The sequence below is a fragment of the Pseudomonas sp. Teo4 genome (genome assembly GCF_034387475.1).
In the GTDB taxonomy this organism is placed as follows: Bacteria; Pseudomonadota; Gammaproteobacteria; order Pseudomonadales; family Pseudomonadaceae; genus Aquipseudomonas.
The window spans coordinates 1731066-1748876 of sequence record NZ_JAXCIL010000001.1 but is presented as its reverse complement, the minus strand read 5'-3'; the positions used below and the strand labels follow the sequence as shown (position 1 = coordinate 1748876).

General features: G+C 60.1%; 16 protein-coding genes. 6 read left to right on the top strand and 10 right to left on the bottom strand.

The features are described 5' to 3' along the window. Window positions 1–92 precede the first annotated feature (92 nt). Window positions 93–971 (top strand): LysR family transcriptional regulator, encoded by an 879-nt coding sequence (locus PspTeo4_RS08025; RefSeq protein ID WP_322363165.1) that lies wholly within the window; start codon window positions 93–95, stop codon window positions 969–971. Window positions 972–1016: 45 nt separating this feature from the next. Here the strand turns inward: PspTeo4_RS08025 and PspTeo4_RS08020 are convergent, their stop codons facing one another. Further along, window positions 1017–1985, bottom strand: coding sequence for an endonuclease (locus PspTeo4_RS08020; protein ID WP_322363164.1), 969 nt, complete (start codon window positions 1983–1985; stop codon window positions 1017–1019). An 80-nt stretch (window positions 1986–2065) separates the two neighbouring features. Next, window positions 2066–3253, bottom strand: a complete 1188-nt coding sequence (locus PspTeo4_RS08015; protein WP_322363163.1) for an MFS transporter — start codon at window positions 3251–3253, stop codon at window positions 2066–2068. 205 nt (window positions 3254–3458) lie between these two features. On the opposite strand from PspTeo4_RS08015, the gene PspTeo4_RS08010 reads away from it, so the two are divergent. Beyond that, window positions 3459–4841, top strand: a complete 1383-nt coding sequence (locus PspTeo4_RS08010; protein ID WP_322363162.1) for a purine-cytosine permease family protein — start codon at window positions 3459–3461, stop codon at window positions 4839–4841. A 9-nt stretch (window positions 4842–4850) separates the two neighbouring features. On the opposite strand, the gene PspTeo4_RS08005 is transcribed toward PspTeo4_RS08010, so the two are convergent. From PspTeo4_RS08005 to PspTeo4_RS07990, 4 genes are all read right to left on the bottom strand, one after another. After that, on the bottom strand, window positions 4851–6359 hold the full coding sequence (locus tag PspTeo4_RS08005; RefSeq protein ID WP_322364816.1) for a DHA2 family efflux MFS transporter permease subunit: 1509 nt from the start codon (window positions 6357–6359) through the stop codon (window positions 4851–4853). A 53-nt stretch (window positions 6360–6412) separates the two neighbouring features. Continuing rightward, on the bottom strand, window positions 6413–7453 hold the full coding sequence (locus tag PspTeo4_RS08000; RefSeq protein ID WP_322364815.1) for an HlyD family secretion protein: 1041 nt from the start codon (window positions 7451–7453) through the stop codon (window positions 6413–6415). 95 nt (window positions 7454–7548) lie between these two features. Next, window positions 7549–8088 (bottom strand): helix-turn-helix domain-containing protein, encoded by a 540-nt coding sequence (locus tag PspTeo4_RS07995; RefSeq protein WP_322363161.1) that lies wholly within the window; start codon window positions 8086–8088, stop codon window positions 7549–7551. A 163-nt stretch (window positions 8089–8251) separates the two neighbouring features. Next, window positions 8252–9082, bottom strand: a complete 831-nt coding sequence (locus PspTeo4_RS07990; protein WP_322363160.1) for an oxidoreductase — start codon at window positions 9080–9082, stop codon at window positions 8252–8254. A gap of 126 nt (window positions 9083–9208) precedes the next feature. Between PspTeo4_RS07990 and PspTeo4_RS07985 the strand changes: the two genes are divergently transcribed. Beyond that, window positions 9209–10099: a LysR family transcriptional regulator gene (locus PspTeo4_RS07985; protein WP_322363159.1), complete on the top strand. Its 891-nt coding sequence runs from the start codon at window positions 9209–9211 to the stop codon at window positions 10097–10099. A 51-nt stretch (window positions 10100–10150) separates the two neighbouring features. On the opposite strand, the gene gfa is transcribed toward PspTeo4_RS07985, so the two are convergent. The 3 genes from gfa to PspTeo4_RS07970 form a co-directional block, all read right to left on the bottom strand. Continuing rightward, entirely contained in the window at window positions 10151–10729 is a 579-nt protein-coding gene (gfa, locus tag PspTeo4_RS07980) for an S-(hydroxymethyl)glutathione synthase (RefSeq protein WP_322363158.1), read from the bottom strand. Between the two features lie 157 nt (window positions 10730–10886). Then, a complete protein-coding gene (locus PspTeo4_RS07975) occupies window positions 10887–11705 on the bottom strand; it encodes an HDOD domain-containing protein (protein ID WP_322363157.1) in 819 nt (272 codons plus the stop codon). 162 nt (window positions 11706–11867) lie between these two features. Next, complete coding sequence (locus tag PspTeo4_RS07970; protein ID WP_322364814.1) at window positions 11868–12779, bottom strand: LysR family transcriptional regulator; 912 nt, start codon at window positions 12777–12779, stop codon at window positions 11868–11870. 103 nt (window positions 12780–12882) lie between these two features. Here PspTeo4_RS07970 and PspTeo4_RS07965 point away from each other — a divergent pair, with 103 nt between their 5' ends. Beyond that, on the top strand, window positions 12883–13635 hold the full coding sequence (locus tag PspTeo4_RS07965; RefSeq protein ID WP_322363156.1) for an SDR family NAD(P)-dependent oxidoreductase: 753 nt from the start codon (window positions 12883–12885) through the stop codon (window positions 13633–13635). 164 nt (window positions 13636–13799) lie between these two features. On the opposite strand, the gene PspTeo4_RS07960 is transcribed toward PspTeo4_RS07965, so the two are convergent. Continuing rightward, window positions 13800–14717, bottom strand: coding sequence for a LysR substrate-binding domain-containing protein (locus PspTeo4_RS07960; protein WP_322363155.1), 918 nt, complete (start codon window positions 14715–14717; stop codon window positions 13800–13802). A gap of 218 nt (window positions 14718–14935) precedes the next feature. On the opposite strand from PspTeo4_RS07960, the gene PspTeo4_RS07955 reads away from it, so the two are divergent. Then, window positions 14936–16234, top strand: coding sequence for a dicarboxylate/amino acid:cation symporter (locus tag PspTeo4_RS07955; RefSeq protein ID WP_322363154.1), 1299 nt, complete (start codon window positions 14936–14938; stop codon window positions 16232–16234). 11 nt (window positions 16235–16245) lie between these two features. Next, entirely contained in the window at window positions 16246–17748 is a 1503-nt protein-coding gene (locus PspTeo4_RS07950) for an aspartate/glutamate racemase family protein (RefSeq protein WP_322363153.1), read from the top strand. Window positions 17749–17811: the final 63 nt, after the last annotated feature.

Below are 17811 nucleotides of genomic sequence, written 5' to 3'. Positions count from 1 at the left end.
CTGCCGTCCGTAACGCCAAGGTAAAACCCGAGGGGCTTGGTCACAACGCAGTTTTCTGGAATATTAGGCCTAGAAAAAATAAGGCTCATGACATGTCACTTGATTCCCCAACCCGGCACACCCTGCAGCTCAATGCGCTGCGTGCGTTCGAAGCATCGGCGCGTCTTGGCGGGTTCGCCCGGGCAGCCCATGAGTTGAAGGTAACGCCTGGTGCGATTGCCGCGCTGGTCAAGACCCTGGAAACCCAGTACGGCGCGGCGTTGTTCGAGCGTCATGCCAAGGGCGTGAGGCTGACGCCGTTGGGCGAAAGCGTTAAGGCACAATTCACCGCGGCCTTCGACGCCGTGGAAGAAGCCGCCCGAAGCCTTCGTCGATTGGCGGCGCCGCAGCGGGTGCATATCGTCACTTCACCGGCCCTGGCGCAGTTGTGGATCGGCCCGCGCCTGCCACGTCTGACCGAATTGCTGGCGCCAGTCGAAATTTCGGTCACGGCAATCGATGAGCCACCGAACCTCAAGCGCAGCCCTTACGACCTCTGCCTGTTCTATACCGAGCAGGTGCTGCGCGGGCAAAGGGTGGTTGCGCAGGAGGATATCTTCCCGGTCTGCACGCCGGCGCTGGCGGCTCAGATCAGCGCACCCAGCGACCTGATGAAGGTACGTTGCATCAAGGATGTGGGTTGGCGCGACTGGGATGTGTGGTCGGGCGCGGTCATGCCCGAGCAGCAGTTCGTGGCCCAGGGCCCGGGGTTTTCACTGTATTCGATTGCGGTGCAGCAGGCCTTGCTGGGGGCGGGTGTGCTGATCGGGCGCAGGAGCCTTGTTCAGCCTTTTCTCGATCGCGGTGAACTGGTGGCGCCACTCGGCCAGGTGGTGCCGTTGGGGGTGACCATCGCGGCATGGCGGCTGTCGGGCGCAGCAGGCAACCAGACGGTGGCCGCGGTGGAAGAGGCATTGTTGCAGTTGGCATAAAGCACCTTGAGGCAATGCCTGCGCACGGCCTCAAGGTGTTTGCGGTTACTTGCAGTTGCCCGCTTTGCGATACCCGGCAGCTTGTGCCTGGGCTTCGGACTCGAACGACACCTGGTTTTTCTGCGAGACCTGAGCGTAGCCAGGGCAACCAGCGGCGAGGTGATACACATGGCTGTTGCGGTTGCCAAGGATCGCGCCGGCAGTTGCGGCGCTGGCAACCGTGCGCTCGGCGGCCTTGGCGGGGGCGGCTTTCGGGGCACCTGACGCGACCACACCATCACCGAGCGGCTTGTAGCCCAGCGACCATGTCCGCTCGCCCGTCACGAAGGGATTGGCGTGCCCCATGATCCGTGCGATGCGGGCGTTGCGCTCTTTTTCCCAGGCAGACACCGGGTGCTGTTTGTCCCAGGCCATGAGCAGCTGTTGCTGCTGACGCGACATGTTCAGCTTGTAGCGATCGAACATGTAGAAGGTGGTGCGGGCAACCAGGCCTTTGACCTCGTCGCGGGGCTCGGCGGACTTTTGCTGGAAGTCGACCTTGGTGGTGCACTGGCCATACTGCGGGGCGACCCCCGAAGCCATGCCGTAGTTGAAGTTGCTGCGGTCGCCGTTAACTTCGCCCACCGCCGGGTAGAGGTTGAACAGGTCGGCCTCCATTGCGCGGAAGATCGGGTCGGTGTCCACGCACTGTTCACGCCCGCCGTTTTGCCAGCACTGGCGCTGATGGCCGAATGTATAGGCCGGGACGATGTGTTCCCACTCGGTGCGCTCGGCGCGGTTTTGCTGCTTGCGGGTTTCGTAACCGCAGGAGGCGGCGTCGATGCGACCGCCGGACTTGCCGACCCAGGTCCATTTGCAGCCACAGTAGAGATCACCCATGGCGCTGCTGGCCTGGTCAAGGTAGACCTTCTGCTTGGCGACGACTTTGGCTTCGGTGAAAGTCGCCGGGGGAGTGGCGAAGGCGCTGGGGATGGCCGAGAAGGCTAAGGTTATGACGTACAACAGTTTTTTCATGGCGCAAGGTACGTTGACTCTAGGGCGCCGGAGTATACCTAAAAGGCCGTGGGAAACCCCACGGCCATCTGTACTCCCTTTCAGTGCCCGCCTTTCATGCGACGCGCACAGAGGTAGATCACCAAGCCAGCCAGTGCAGCAGCCGCACCGATATAGCCCGTGCTCGTCCAGCCCAGCCCCGCCGTGATCGCCATACCGCCAAACCAGGGGCCGAGGGCGTTGGCCAGGTTGAAGGCTGCATGGTTCGACGCCGCCGCCAGGCTTGGCGCTTCGTGGGCGATATCCATCAGGCGGATCTGCAGCGGCGCGGCCAATGCGATCATGGTGCCGACCAGGCCGATGCCCAGCAGCAACGACCACAGCGAGCTTGCGGCGAACGAGAAGAACACCAGCACCGCCATCGACCACACCAGCACCAGCCCCACGGCGCGGAACTGCAAACGGTCGAACAGTTTGCCGCCAGCGATGTTGCCGATGATGCCGCCAAGGCCGAATGCAGCCAGGCCAAACGGAATCCACTGCGGCGCCACGCGGGTAACTTCCAGCATGGTCGGTGCCAGGTAGCTGAACACACAGAACATGCCGGCAAAGCCGATCGAGGCGATGGCCAGTGCCATCCATACCTGAGGCAGTCGGAAGGCCTGCAGTTCCTTGCGTGGGTCGCTGCGTACCTCATCATGACGTTGGGGCACGAAGCGCCAGACCATGGCGATGGTGCACAGGGCGATCAGCCCGACCAGCACAAAAGCAGAGCGCCAGCCGAAGAATTGCCCGAGGAATGTGGCGACGGGGTTGCCCAGCAACATGGCCAAGGTAAGCCCCATCATGACCCGCGCCACCGCACTGGCACGCTGGTCGGTCGGCACCATGCTGGAAACCACTACCGCCGCAATACCGAAATACGCGCCATGGGGAAGGCCGCTGATGAAACGGAAGGCGACCAGGCTGGAGAACGATGGGGCAAATGCCGTGGCCAGGTTGCCGATGGCATAGAGCACCATCAGCCACAGCAGCATGTGCTTGCGCAGCAGCTTGGCACCCAGAATGGCCAATGTCGGTGCACCGACCATCACGCCAAGGGCGTAAGCGCTGATGGCGTGGCCCACCTGGGGTTCGCTCAACTGCAGGTTGCTGGCGATATCGGGCATCAGCCCCATGATGGCGAACTCGCCGGTGCCAATGGCGAAACTCCCCAGTGCCAGAGCGGCTTCCATCTTGGCAGCCGTGGATTTGCTGGGTGTTAGCGGTGGCGCTTGGTGAACAGACATCGGGTTCCTTATTGAAACATGCTGAAACGGTAAAGGTTGCATCTTAGACAATCCGCGGCCAAACCGTCGAGGATCGGCGCCAAGGCGTAGTAGCCGTTGGTCATTGCGTCGGTGCATGGCGCTACTAGCTATGAGACGTTCGTTAACAGGCCGAAAAGCTATCGGAAGCCAACTGATAATCACCAAAATGAATCAGGAGGCGGTCGTGAAGCTGGAAAAGCGCAGTATCGAGTTTGTCCCCCATAACGAGCGTTACGGCACCCCCCGGCGTTTGTTCACTATCTGGTTCAGTTCCAATTTCCAGGTCACTGCCTTGATGGTCGGCACCCTGGGTATTGCCTCGGGGTTGAGTTTCGGCTGGACATTGCTGGGCTTGTTGATCGGCAACCTGATCGGCACCGTGTTCATGGCCGCGCATTCGGCCCAGGGGCCGCACCTGGGCATTCCGCAAATGATCCAGAGCCGGGCGCAGTTCGGGGTTTTTGGCGCGGCCATTCCCTTGCTGGTGATGGTCGTTGCGGCGGTGCTGTTTCTGGCCGCCAGTGGCGTGCTCATGCGCGATGCCCTGAAGGCGCTGATACCGATGAGCGACAACCAGGCCATTGTCCTGGTCGGGGTACTGACCTTCGTCATCGGTTTCGTGGGCTATGAACTGATCCATCGGTTGGGTGCGTGGATGAGCGTGCTGTCGACGCTGGTGTTTGCCGCTGCCATGGTGCTGATCCTGCTGCACCCGGCGGATGCCGCTTCGGCGACGGCGCCAAGCACAGGCTTCACCTTTGCGGCATTCAACCTGGTCATCGCCCAGGCAGCTTCCTGGACGCTTGGTTACGGCCCTTACGTGGCCGATTACTCGCGTTACCTTCCGGCCAACGTGCGCACCCGCGACACCTTCTGGACGACGTACTGCGGTTGCGCATTGGGTTCATTCGCCATGATGGCGCTCGGTGCTTTGCTCGCCGTGGCGATTCCTACCGCGCTGGGCCACGACCCGGCAACCGCCATTGCGACGTTGTTCGGCCCTTGGGCACCGCTGGCGCTGGCAGTGATCGCGCTGGGCGTGATTCAGTACAACGTGCTTTGCCTGTATAGCGCCTACATGTCCACGGTGACCATCTTCGGTGCGTTCGGTGAGCTCAAACAGGTCACCGCATCGGCCAAGGCCTTGGTGATGGCGATATTGAGCGTTGCAGCAACACTGATCGCGATTGCCACCCAGTACCACTTCGACACGTTCTTCGCCGACATTCTGATCGGTCAGTTGTACCTGCTGATTCCCTGGAGCGCGATCAACCTGGTGGATTACTATTGGGTGTGCCGCGGCCATTATGTGGTGGGTGACTTGTACGACCCCAAAGGGCGCTATGGGCGGTTCAACCGGCGGACCCTGGCAGTCTATGCCGTTTCCATCATCGGTACGATTCCGTTCATGAAGCTTTCGTTCTACACAGGGTTCGTTGCCAACTGGTTGGGTGCCGATATCAGCTGGGCGATGGGCCTGGTGCTGGCCGGTGCGTTGTACTGCATGGTCAACAGCCGGCCGGCTACTGCCAATGCCAGCCTGCATGGCCAGCGCACGCTCGAGTGAGAGAACGTATCAATGGGCGTCGGCGGAAGGTTGCGGTGGCGGCTGGACCTTGCGCATCAAAGGCACCAGCACCGTTGCGACTATGAAGCACACCATGATCACCAGGAACGCGTCGGCGTAGGTCATGGTTTGCGCTTCTCGCCAAGTCAATGCCCAGAGTTGGTGTAGCGCGGTGTGTTCGGCGTCCAGGCTGTTCTGGCCCAGCGCCTGGGCGTTGCTGCTCCATTGCTCGAGCCAGGTGTTCATGGTTTCGTTGCGCGTGTTCAGGTGCTCGGCCAGGCGCTGAAAGTGCAGGTTGGTGCGGTCGTTGAGGATCGTGGCGCAGGCGGCGATCCCGAGTGCGCCGCCCAGGTTGCGCATCAGGTTGAACAGGCCCGAGGCGAGTTTAAGCCGTGCTGGCGCGAGCGCGCCCAGGGTGAGTGTCACGGTTGGCGGAACGGCCATCTGTTGGGCAAAGCCACGAATGGCTTGCGGTAGCAGCAGCTCCTTGGCACCCCAGTCATGGGTAATGGGCGAGAAGTCCCACATCGACACGCCGAACAGCGCCAGGCCCAGCATCAGGATCCAGCGCAGGTCCACACGGTTGGCAAGAAAGGCGTACACCGGGATAGCCAGGAGCTGGAACACACCGGTGGAAAACACGGCAAGGCCAATGTCCAGTGCGCCATAGCCGCGTACACGGCCCAGGAACAGCGGTGTGAGGTAAATGGTGGCGAAGATGCCGATCCCGGTGATGAAGGAGAACAGGCAGCCCAACGCGAAATTGCGGTCGCGAAGGGCACGCAGGTCGACGACCGGCTCGGCGATTTTCAGGCTGCGCCAGATGAACAGTACGCCGCACAAGCCCGCCACCCAGGCGGTGGTGGTAATCGTGGCATCGCTGAACCAGTTCCAGCGTGGGCCTTCTTCCAGGGTGTATTCCAGGCAACCCAGAAAGGCGGCCATCAGCGCCATGCCCAGGTAGTCGGCGCCCTTGAGCAAACTGAAGTTGGGGTGATCGACCTTGACCAGCATCGGCACGGCAAAGGTGACGAAAATGCCGGGCACCAGGTTGATGTAGAACAACCAGTGCCAGGACGAAACGTCGGTGATCCAGCCGCCCACGGCAGGGCCCAGGGTCGGTGCAAGCGAGGCGATGGCGCCAATCACCGAAGCGGCGATCACACGCTGCTTGCCGGTGAAGTAGATGAACGCCGTGGTGAACACCAGCGGGATCATCGACCCGCCCAGAAACCCTTGCAGCGCACGAAAGGCGATCATGCTCTGGATGTTCCAGGCCATCGCGCACAGCAGGCTGGTCAGGGTGAAGCCTGCAGCCGAGGCGGCGAACAACCAGCGCGTGCTCATCACCCGCGACAGCCAGCCGGACAGGGGAATCACGATGATTTCGGCGATCAGATAGGCCGTTTGTACCCAGGCGGTTTCATCCACGCCGGCAGATAGCCCGCCGCCGATGTCCTTGAGCGAAGCCGAAACGATCTGGATGTCGATCAGGGCAATGAACATTCCGACACACATGGTGGCGAAGGCGGCCACCTTCTGGGCAGGGGTCAACACCGGCAGTTCGCTGTTCACGGCCGGCCTGCCGCTGCAACGTTTGCTTGTGGTTGCGCTTTGGTGTCGATTTCGGCGATCACCGAAAGCCCTGGGCGCAACGCGCCGAAGTCGGCATCGCTGCCTTCGAGGCGAACCCGCACCGGTACACGCTGGACGATCTTGGTGAAGTTGCCCGTGGCGTTTTCCGGCGGCAGTACGCTGAACTGTGCGCCGGTGGCGGGGGCGATGCTCTCGACACGGCCGTGGAAGGTGCGACCGGGCAGAATGTCCGCAGACACGCTGACGGCCTGACCCACTTGCATGCGTGCAAGCTGGTCTTCCTTGAAGTTGGCATCCACCCACAACCCATGGGCGGGCACTACCGAGATCAACTGGCTGCCGGCTGCGGCGTAGGCGCCGACCTTGGCCCTGCGGTTGCCGACGTAGCCGTCCACCGGCGCGCGCAGTTCGGTGTAGCCGATATTGAGTTGGGCCTGTTCCCTGTCCGCTTCTGCCTGGGCCAATGCCGCCCGGGCTTGCTCGCGTTGCGTGTCGATCACCGCCAGCTGTTGATGCGCGGCCTGCAAGCCCGCTTGGGCATGCACACGATCAGCTTGCGCGGTTTTCCAGTCCGCCTCGACGCGTTGCGCGCTTTGCACCGAAACCGCCTGGCTGTTTACCAGGTTCTGGTAGCGGACTTTGTCGTTCAAGGCGCGTTGTGCCTCGGCACTGCGTGCATCGATCTGTGCTTTGGCCTGGCTGATGACCGCATGCTGAAGCTGTTCGACCGCGTCCAGATTGGCAAGACGGGCGCGCTGCGCCGCGACGGCGCCATCGGCTTTTGCCAGTGCTGCCTTGTAGTCACGGGCATCGATGCGGGCCAGGAGATCGCCGGCGTTGACGAACTGGTTGTCGGCGACAGCGACCTCGGTGATGTAGCCGGGAACCTTGGCACTGATCACCGTTACGTCCGCACCTACGTAGGCATCTTCGGTGTCTTCGATGAAGCGCCCGCTGGCCCACCAATGACTGGCATAGGCCGCACCGCCCATCACCGCGAGCAGCAATGCGGCCATGCGCAGGGCTGTCTTTCTACCCAGGGTTCTTTTGGCGACGGTGTCGGTGCTTTCGACCGGGCCGGGCGGCATGTCGACGCGAGCGTTCATGATGGTCAGCCCTCGGATGAGGTCAGGGTGGGGAGGGGGCTTGCCGAAGTGCTGCCCTGGCGGTGGGCCTTGCCGGTTTCGGCGCGCCAGTGGGTCAGTGGGTCGGCATCGGGTTTGATGCGTACTCGATGGTCTTCAACGGTGATGGGTTTGCCGGTATTGGCGTCCATCAGCGTTAGTGCGACGGGCAAGCCGGTGTGCTCATCGGCGAGATAGACCTTCTCCGAGCCGGCAGCATGCTTGGCCCCCCAGGCCATCAAGGTCAGGATCACCGGGCGCAGGTCGCGACCGGCGTCGGTGAGCAGGTACTCGAAACGGGGAGGGTTGGTCTGGTAGGGGCAGCGTTCGAGCAAGCCTGCCGTGACCAGATCGTTGAGCCGGCGTGTGAGGGTGTTGGTGGCGATACCCAGGCTGTGCTGGAACTCGTCGAAACGGCGCAGGCCGTAGAACGCGTCGCGCAGAATCAACAGGCTCCAGCCATCACCGATCTGCTCAAGCGCCCGTGCCACAGGGCAGGGCATGGGTTGAAAGCTGGCTTTTTTCATGACGGCGGCCTTGGGGTGCGGTGTCTGGATGGAGATACTATTCCACTGTAACTTTCATTATGCAAGTTACTAGGATGTCGTGTTCCAGCCCGCTCGTCGGCGACCCCGGTAAGCACACAATCTGAACCGGTGTCCCGGTTCAGATTGTGTGGGCCTGCAACGATTACGCAGCGAAGTCGGTGGAGAGGGACAGCGCCCGCCATTGCGCCAACTCTTGCTCGACCACACGGTGCTTGGCTTCGATACGCGCGACCGCGTCGCTGCCCAGGGCCAGGCGCAGGGGGGGATTGGATGCATTGACCAAGGTCAGCAAGGCCTCTGCCAACTTCTCGGGGTTACCGGGCTGAGCATGGTTGGCAGCCTCGGCATGGTTGCGCATGGCGCCGACGGTGGCGTCGTAGTCCGCAAGCTCCAGAGCGGTCTTCACCAGCGATTGGTCATCCAGGAAGTCGGTCCGGAAAAAGCCCGGCTCGACCACGGTAACCTTGATCCCCAGCGGGGCCAGTTCCTGATGCATCGCTTCACTGATGCCTTCGACGGCGAACTTGGTCGAGCCATATACCCCCCAGCCCATGTAAGCCTGGTAGCCACCGAGCGACGAGATGTTGATCACATGCCCGCTGCGCTGGCGACGCATATGGGGCAATACCGCACGTGTCACGTTGAGCACGCCGAACACGTTGGTGGCGAACAGGCGCTCGGTCTCGCTGGCGCTGGTTTCCTCGACAGCGCCCAGCACGCCAAACCCTGCATTGTTGACCAGCACGTCGATGCGACCGAAGCGTTTGATGCCGGCACTGACCGCCGCATGGGCTTCGTCTTCGCGGGTGACATCCAGGCGCACGGCGAGCAGGTTGGGGTGTTGGCCGAGGCGAGTTTCAATGTCTTGCGGATTGCGCGCGGTGGCGATGACCGCGTCGCCAGCGGCCAGGGCCTGTTGGGCGATGAGGGTGCCGAAACCACGGGAAGCGCCAGTAATGAGCCAGGTACGCATGTCAACTCCTCCTGTATCGGGCCTGCACCATGCGGGCCTTTTCGATGGGGTGAGCAAACTTTAAGATCTGTGCATTCCTGTGATAATCCCAAGAATATGACATGGGCCTTTGAGTGAATTTCAGCAATGAAGCCGACCAGCACTGCCGACCTGTCGCTTTTCCTGTGCATCGCCCGCCACCTGAACTTCAGCCGTGCGGCGGTCGAACTGGGCCTGACGCCTTCGGCCTTGAGCCATGCCCTGCGAACCCTGGAAACCCGACTGGATGTGCGCCTGTTCAACCGCACCACACGCAGCGTGGCGCTTACCGAGGCCGGGGAGCGCCTTTACCAGCGGCTTGAGCCTGCGTTTCGTGACATAGCCGACGCACTGGAAGACCTCAACAGTTTTCGCGACAAGCCGTCGGGTAACCTGCGCATAACGGCTGGGCGGGCGGCGGTTGAGCTTGCGCTGTTACCACTGGCCAATCGTTTTCTGGTGGCCTACCCGGACGTGCGCCTGGAAATCGTCAGTGACGATGCGCTGGTGGACATGGTGGGTACCGGGTTCGATGCAGGCGTGCGCCTGGGGGAGCGGCTGCAGGCCGACATGGTCTCACTGCCCATTGGCCCTTACCTGCGATCGGTCGTGGTGGGGTCACCCGAGTTCTTCGATCGGCATGGCGTACCGCAGCATCCACAGGACTTGAAGCAGTTACCTTGTATCGGTCATCGCTTTGCCGGTGGCGCACTTTATCGGTGGGAGTTCGAGCGTGGCGGCGTTCGGTTGGACGTCGATGTGCAGGGGCCTCTGGTGCTCGGCGATGTCAGCCTGATGCTGGAGCCTGCCTTGCACGGCCTTGGCCTGGCCTATGTGTTCGAAGACATGGTCAAGGACCACCTGGAACGCGGCCAGCTGCGCAAGGTGCTCGATGATTGGTGTCATTACTATCCGGGACTGCACTTGTACTACCCAAGCCGGCGTCAGGTACCTGCTGCATTGAAGGCATTCATCGAGTTCGTTCGGGAGCAGCGATAGCACCATGGCTGGCGTCGAGGCGGGTGGTCGCATCGACGCCAGGGCAGGGCGTCAGGCTTCGCGGAAGGTGCCTTTTTGTTTGGCGGCATGAGCGGCCAGTGCATCCATGAGTGGGGGCGACAGGCAATCATAGGGCTCCAGGCCCAGTTCGCGCAGGCGTCCGCGAATCGCTGCCATCTGTGTCGGCGGCGTGCCGCTTTCGATCACCGAGGACACGAACGCGGCAAAGGCGGGCGCAGACCAGCCGGTTTGCGGCGACAGCTCGGTATGCACGAAGTCAAGGCCGTAGAAGGCGTGGCCGGTGTTCTCGATGCGGCCGAACAGGTGTGCACCACAGTCACGGCAAGCGTGGCGCTGGATCACTGCATTGGGGTCCACCACCTGGAGCTTCTCGCCATGGGCCAGCACGCTGACTTTGTCGCGTGGGACCACTGCCACTACCGAGAAGGTCGCGCCTGCAGGCTTCCAGCACTTGGTGCAGCCACAGGCATGGTTGTGCAGCGTTTGCGCGTTGATGGCGACTTCAACCTTGTCGGTCGGGCACAGGCACTGCAGAGTGCCTCCGCTGAAGCCAGGTTGCTCCGCCTGAATACCTCGGTCGATCGCTGGGTGTAGCTTAACGGCGGTCATGGTACTGGTCCCTCCTGGTTCTGGGGTGTTGGGCGTGGTGTGGGGCCACGCCCGTAGCTGTTAACACCGTCGATGTATTTTCATGCCGCAGGTGACCGATGGTGTAGCGATCGGACATCCGGCATGGGGCCAGCCAGGTGTGCAGCACCCAGGACGTTCAGGCCAGGAAGTCGGCGAAGGCCTTGTCCTGTTCCAGCACCTGGGGCAGCTTGTCGAACAACGCGTCGAGGTCGACGCCCTCGAACAGAGGGCCACCCAGGGAACTGTGCGCCTCGGCATTTGGCCCGCCGTGTTGCTCCAGCGCATCGCAGATTTCCATGGCTTGGGCGATGATCCGCGCATAGGGCTGGCCAGCAGGGGCTTGGTGCGGGTGGGCCTGGTAGCGGATGGCCGACTGGATGGTCAACGGCAGGTTCCAGCGCTTGCCCAGTTCCGCGCCGACTTCCGGGTAGCCAAACCCCAGTTGCTGGGTTTCGCTGGCAGCACGGCTGGCAGTGCCGCTGGCACCCTTGATGCGCGCGGCGTAGTCCGGGGCGCCGGTCTGGATCAACAACTCGCCGATGTTGTGCATGACCCCGCAGGTGAACGCCACTTCACCGTCGAGCCCGCACTGACGGGCCAGCAGGCGGCTGATGCTGGCAACCTGAAAGCTGCGACCCCAGAACACCTTGAGGTCGAAGCCCGGCGCCGACTTGAACGCCCCGGTCACGGCCGAGGCCAGCACCAGGGTGCGCAGCACGTTCAAGCCCAAGCGCATGGCGGCGTCTTCGATGCTGGCCGATTCGCGCGCACCCTTGAAGCGCGCCGAGTTTGCCAGGCGTAGCACCTTGGCGGCGATCACCGGGTCGCGCTCGATGCTGCGCGCCACCTTTTCCAGGCTTTCGTGAGGGTTGTCGAACTGCTGGAGCAGTTCCAGGGCAACTTGGGGAATGCTGGGTAGACTGTGCAGCTGCGCAAACAGGTTATCGATGTCCATGGCAAAGCGCTCCTCGTCCGGTGGAGACTGTTTACGATAGGCAATATTTTGCGGTGTGCACGTCGTTCGATAGCACTGTTGCGTCGCTAAAATTCGTTCTATTACCAAGTGCTTAGCACGTTAGTGAGGGGGCGTGGGGCTCTTCAAGCACCAGTTTAGGGCTTACTCCCGCCAGCCTGGGTTTGAAAGGCGTTCAGCAAAGAAGTCAGAAAGGGCTTGAACCTTTCTTGGTCGTGCGCGCGCTGATGGGGTCAAGAAATACAGACCGCCTTGCGTCATTTGCCACTCAGGCAGGATGTGCTCCAATCGTCCATCGGCCAGATATTCGGCGGCGATGAACTCCGGAAGCTCAGCGATCGCCACCCCGGCCAGCAACGGCGCGATCAAGGCATCAGCGTTGGTGACACGTAGCGGGCCGCGCGGTGTTACATCCTGCTCACTGCCATCACCGTGGGTGAAGCGCCATACCTGACTGCGCGCTCGATAGGCGTAGCTCATGCACCCATGAGCGAGCAATTCACGTGGATGGGCTGGATGACCATGCTGGGCCAGATACGATGGGGCGGCCACCAGGTACTGAGTGACCGAACAAATCCGCCGAGCCACCAGCGAAGAATCGGGGAGGGCAGCGATGCGCAATGCCGCATCAAAGCCATCGGCGATCAGGTCGACGGTTGAATCCGACAGGTGCAGGTCGAGCTCCAATCCTGGGTAGCGCGCCAGCAAATCAGGGAGTAACGGTGCAACCCAGCGCAAGCCGAACGACATGGGCACAGCCAGCCGCACCAACCCTCGCGGCTGTACCGACAGTTCTTGGGCTTCGCTTTCCATTTCTTCGGCCTGGCGATACAGCGCACTGGCCTGATCAACCATTCGCTGACCAAACTCGGTCATTGAGAGTTGGCGTGATGTACGGTTGAACAAGCGACCACCCAGACGTTCCTCCAGGCGCGCCACCGCTCGTGACACGGTGGGCACCGACACGCCCATGGCCCTGGCGGCAGCCGCATAAGAGCCCTCTTCAGCCACTTTGGCGAACATCGCCAGGCCTTCAAAATCTGGAATTCTTGGCATTTCATTTCTGCAATGATGGCTTTCAAATGATTCTATTTTGAAAGTCAGCGGCAGTCGATACGCTTCTCCCACACCAAATCGCAACCCCGACGGGAGAAACATCATGAGCAAGAAACTTGAAGGCAAAATCGCACTGGTCACTGGTGGCACCACTGGCATCGGCCTGGCGACAGCTAAACGCTTTGCTGAAGAGGGCGCCCACGTTTACATCACCGGCCGCCGCCAGGCTGAATTGGACAAGGCGGTGGAGCTGGTGGGCAACGCCACCGGTATTGCCGTCGACTCCACGAAACTCGAACAGCTCGATGCTTTGTACGCTCGCATCAATCAGAACCATGGGCGGCTCGACGTGCTGTTCGCCAACGCCGGCGGAGGCTCCATGCTGCCTTTGGGTGAGATCACCGAGGCGCACTACGACGATACTTTCGACCGCAATGTGAAAGGCGTGCTGTTTACTGTGCAGAAGGCTTTGCCGTTGCTGGCACAAAACGCCTCTATCATCCTCACGGGCTCCACTGCTGGCAGTTCCGGTACTGCCGCGTTCAGCGTTTACTCGGCATCCAAGGCAGCTGTACGCGCCTTTGCCCGTAGCTGGATTTTGGACTTGAAGGATCGCGCAGTCAGGGTCAACACCCTCAGCCCGGGTGCGACCCGCACCCCTGGCCTGGTCGATTTGGCCGGCCCGGATGCGGCACAGCAGCAAGGGTTGCTCGACTACCTGGCTTCGCAGGTGCCGCTGGGGCGAGTAGGTGAGCCTATCGAGATCGCCAACGCGGCAGTGTTCCTTGCCAGTGACGACTCAAGTTTCGTGAACGGAGCTGAATTGTTCGTGGATGGTGGGCAGGCACAGATCTGACCCTGTCGATCTGCGAAAGGAAGGGACAACGCCCCTTCCTCACGCCTGAGAGGGCAGCGCTGGGCTCGTCGTTGATGGGGGCGACGGGGCTGGTCTGCGCAAGTGCCAGCTTTAGCGGTCTTGCCTTGGCCATCCTGATGGAGGAGGGAAGTCGGTGGACATTTTTACGAGCTGGCGGAGTTCCGAGATGCCAGTTCAAGTGTGCTCCACAAGCTGCGCATGGTTGAGTTCTGATTCGCATTGGAGCAATAGGAGCGAATCTCCAACTGCGTGCTCCACTGCGCCCCTCCTGCCGGCACAAGAAGTCCACGCTCAAGCTCGTCAGCGACCGCGCTGTGCGGGAGCCAGGCAACGCCATAACCCTCAACAGCCATTCTTACCAATAGCATCGCCATATCCGCTTCATAGCATCGTTCAAGCTGAGCTTTCTGAGGGGCATTCTGAATGACCACGTCTTCCACTCGCCCCAAAAATGTGGTGGCAGTGTAAGCCAGGTGGGGCACGGGTTGATGCTGCTGACCCAGCTGATAAAGTGGCTTGCCGTCGGTGTCAGGGGCGCTAAGGGGGATAAAGGCATCGTGGCCGAGGGTAAGGCTACCGAACCGCTGGGGATCCAGTGATATGGGCGCTAGCGGGTGATGGTAGACGATCATCAGGTCACAATTGCCTTCCTCAAGCGCTATCACAGCATCATGGATGTTGGCTGCCACGACCCGGGCATTGAACCGCTCGTTGTGCCTCTGAAATTGAGTAAGCCATTTGGGCAGGAAGGTCATGGAGAGACTGTGCCCTGCGGTGATTTGAATCGAACGCCCTGGCATCCGTTCGACATTTCTCAGATTGGCGCGCACAGCCAGCAGCCCATCTAGCACATGGCGTGCCTCGTCACAGAACACCTGCCCTGCGGGGGTAAGCTGCACGGGGTAGGTGCCCCGATCGACCAGTTCGACGCCCACCCATTCTTCAAGTGAACGAATTCTTCTGGACAGCGCCGACTGTGTGACGCAGCGAACCTCAGCAGCGCGCGAAAAATTCTTCCATTCGGCGATTGCCATCAGGTCTTCGAACCACTTGATCTGCATTTTTTCCTCCGTTTCCCGATAGCATTTTAAGCAAATGCGCATCGCTTCGGAGCGCACGCTTCAAAACTATTCCGAAAACGCATAACCCCAGCCTGAATACTCATCAAGTCGATATCAAATGAGTTGTAAGCTTTAAGCCAACCCCATAAGAGGGTTAACTTTCAATCTTTTGTCTCCTGCCAAGTAGAAAAAGTAAAAAATAACTTGAGGAAATCTTCGTGAAGAAAAACAAGCTTCCGCGTCGTATCGCTATTGGCATTGTGTTGGGTGTGCTAGCGGGGTGGGCGTGTCATGAGTTCGCAGGAAGCGAGCAGGCGGCAAAGGACATTGCATCGTACTTTTCCATGATTACGGATATATTTCTGCGCTTGATCAAAATGATCATCGCGCCATTAGTATTCGCGACCTTGGTTGGTGGTATTGCGAGCATGGGCAGTTCGCGATCAGTTGGGCGTATCGGCATGCGCGCCATGGCTTGGTTCGTAACAGCTTCGGTTATCTCGCTGATAATCGGTATGGGCTTGGTCAACCTCTTCAGCCCTGGCGTTGGTCTCAACTTGGATGCTGCACAGCACGTTTCAGCGACAGCTGCTCCTGTGAACACAGGTGACTTCAGCTTGAAGGTCTTTATCAGTCATGTGTTTCCACGAAGTATTGCGGAGGCAATGGCCAATAACGAGATCCTGCAGATTGTTGTTTTTTCGCTGTTCTTCGGCTTTGCGCTGGCCGGCGTCAAGCGAGCGGGTTACACCAAGATCGTCGACTGCATTGATGAACTGGCAAAAGTAATGTTCCGCATAACGGACTATGTGATGGCTTTTGCACCGATTGGGGTTTTTGCAGCGATAGCCTCTGCCATCACCACCCAGGGACTGGGCCTGTTGGTCGACTACGGCAAACTCATCGCTGAGTTTTACCTGGGCATTCTGATCCTCTGGGCCGTGCTGTTCGGCGCCGGCTACCTGTTCTTGGGAAAATCAGTCTTCACCCTCGGCAAGCTTATCCGTGAGCCCATTCTGCTGGCATTCTCGACCGCAAGTAGCGAGTCTGCTTACCCCAAGACAATGGAAGCGTTGGAGAAATTTGGTGCACCGAAGCGTGTCTCCAGTTTCGTGCTGCCCCTGGGCTACTCGTTCAACCTCGATGGTTCGATGATGTACCAGGCGTTCGCCATCATGTTCATCGCCCAGGCCTACAACATCGACTTGAGCTTCACACAACAATTGTTGATTTTGCTCACCTTGATGATCACCAGCAAAGGTATGGCCGGTGTGGCCCGTGCTTCGGTGGTCGTTGTGGCCGCGACCTTGCCGATGTTCAACCTGCCCGAAGCTGGGCTGCTGCTAATTATCGGTATCGACCAGTTCCTCGACATGGCCCGCACCGCGACCAACGTCGTAGGCAACAGTATCGCGACAGCAGTAATTGCGAAGTCTGAACCTCTTTACGACCCCGAAGGAAATGAAGATACCTCCAGCCACCACCTTGCTCCAGACCGCCCTGCGACCGCTGCTTAAGAGACTTGTCCATGAAAGCCAAAATGACTGCAGATCAAAATACCGTCGTTCGAAAGCTGGGCATCGTTGGCGGTCTAGGGATGCTTGCCGGCGGCGATCTCTTCTATAAGCTTGTGAAATCCCGCGCGGTACTGGAAAACCAAGGGCGTTTCCATTTCATTTTCGAGCAACACCCGTTCAAGGATGTGTTGTTGCCCCTGGATGCCCAGGCCAACATGACCTCTCGGAAGTTCTACGTGTACCAGGTCTGTAAGTCATTTGAGGAAAGTGGGGTCGATGCAATCCTGCTGCCGTGTTTCGCGAGCCATACTTTCAGGGCGGAGATCCAGGAAGAAATTGGCATTCCAGTGTTGGACATGATGGATGCACTGGTGCAGCACATCCACCGAGTCGCCCCGGCTGGCAGTACACTTGGCGTGCTGGCTTCGGACTACGTGAGGCATTCTGGATTGCTTGAGCGTGCACTGGGGGCCGATTTCACTGTGGTCTATCCCGATGACCACGCGCAGGCTGCGTTGATGGAGGCAATGTACGGCGTCAACGGCATCAAGGACGGCTACCTTGAGGGATTGCCACTGGAGTCCGTTCACCAAGCGTGTCTTTCAGTGCAGGGGCAAGGCGCTTCGATCGTAATCCCAGGGATGACAGAACTCTCGCTAGTGTGCGCAGATTTGCAACGGCGAGGTGTTGCTGTGCTCGATGTAAACGAGATCTACGCATCGTACGCCACTCAGGAAGGAAGCCATCCTCCCATCCTGCCGTTCAAACTCGGGATCGTAGGCGGTGTGGGCCCAGCTGCGACTGTTGATTTTATGGGGAAGGTGGTCGCCAACACACCGGCAGGGCGAGATCAGGACCACATCAAGATGGTGGTTGAGCAAAATCCTCAGATCCCAGATCGAACTGCTCACCTGCTACGCGATGAAACTGATCCGACAATGGCCATGTACGCGACGTGCAAACGCTTGGAGAGCGCCGGTGCTAATGCCATCGCGATTCCCTGTAACACCGCTCACGCGTTTGTCGAGCGCATTCAGGGACATCTGCGGATTCCAATCGTGAACATGCTCACCGAGACGGTCACCTGGATCAAGAAATCCTACGGCTCAAAGAAAGTCATCGGACTGCTGGCGACGTCTGGCACGGTGCAAAGCCAGGTCTATCACTGTGCTGCGAACGCCGCCGGCCTGCAGATCATGGTGCCCGCTCCGGACTATCAGAAGTTGGTTATGGACTCCATCTATGGTGAGCGCGGTATCAAGGCTGGCTTCACGGATGGGCTTTGTCGAGAGCAACTGCAGCTAGCTGCGGAGCATCTCGTCGAGGCAGGGGCTGAAGTGTTGATTTTAGGCTGTACCGAGCTACCCCTCGTGCTGAGCCACTGTGATGCCTACGATTTGAATGGAAATACCGTGGCACTTGTTGATCCCACTACGATACTTGCCCGCCAGTGTGTTGGGCTGGCCTATCGAGCAACTTCTCAATCCCGAGCGATTACCAATCTATCAATATGAAATAGAGCATCAAACGTGGCAGACGTGCAGGCAGTCGAGCGCCAGAATTAAATCCATTCCCTG

What these genes read in the sequence shown, in the direction of transcription:
- PspTeo4_RS07990 (WP_322363160.1), bottom strand. Translation starts at nt 9,082, where the DNA reads ATGCGTACCTGGCTCATTACTGGCGCTTCCCGTGGTTTCGGCACCCTC.
- PspTeo4_RS07995 (WP_322363161.1), bottom strand. Translation starts at nt 8,088, where the DNA reads ATGAAAAAAGCCAGCTTTCAACCCATGCCCTGCCCTGTGGCACGGGCG.
- PspTeo4_RS08005 (WP_322364816.1), bottom strand. Translation starts at nt 6,359, where the DNA reads ATGTGTGTCGGAATGTTCATTGCCCTGATCGACATCCAGATCGTTTCG.
- PspTeo4_RS07975 (WP_322363157.1), bottom strand. Translation starts at nt 11,705, where the DNA reads ATGGACATCGATAACCTGTTTGCGCAGCTGCACAGTCTACCCAGCATT.
- PspTeo4_RS07985 (WP_322363159.1), top strand. Translation starts at nt 9,209, where the DNA reads ATGAAGCCGACCAGCACTGCCGACCTGTCGCTTTTCCTGTGCATCGCC.
- PspTeo4_RS07970 (WP_322364814.1), bottom strand. Translation starts at nt 12,779, where the DNA reads ATGCCAAGAATTCCAGATTTTGAAGGCCTGGCGATGTTCGCCAAAGTG.
- PspTeo4_RS07965 (WP_322363156.1), top strand. Translation starts at nt 12,883, where the DNA reads ATGAGCAAGAAACTTGAAGGCAAAATCGCACTGGTCACTGGTGGCACC.
- PspTeo4_RS08025 (WP_322363165.1), top strand. Translation starts at nt 93, where the DNA reads ATGTCACTTGATTCCCCAACCCGGCACACCCTGCAGCTCAATGCGCTG.
- PspTeo4_RS07960 (WP_322363155.1), bottom strand. Translation starts at nt 14,717, where the DNA reads ATGCAGATCAAGTGGTTCGAAGACCTGATGGCAATCGCCGAATGGAAG.
- PspTeo4_RS07950 (WP_322363153.1), top strand. Translation starts at nt 16,246, where the DNA reads ATGAAAGCCAAAATGACTGCAGATCAAAATACCGTCGTTCGAAAGCTG.
- PspTeo4_RS08015 (WP_322363163.1), bottom strand. Translation starts at nt 3,253, where the DNA reads ATGTCTGTTCACCAAGCGCCACCGCTAACACCCAGCAAATCCACGGCT.
- PspTeo4_RS08000 (WP_322364815.1), bottom strand. Translation starts at nt 7,453, where the DNA reads ATGGCCGCATTGCTGCTCGCGGTGATGGGCGGTGCGGCCTATGCCAGT.
- PspTeo4_RS08020 (WP_322363164.1), bottom strand. Translation starts at nt 1,985, where the DNA reads ATGAAAAAACTGTTGTACGTCATAACCTTAGCCTTCTCGGCCATCCCC.
- gfa (WP_322363158.1), bottom strand. Translation starts at nt 10,729, where the DNA reads ATGACCGCCGTTAAGCTACACCCAGCGATCGACCGAGGTATTCAGGCG.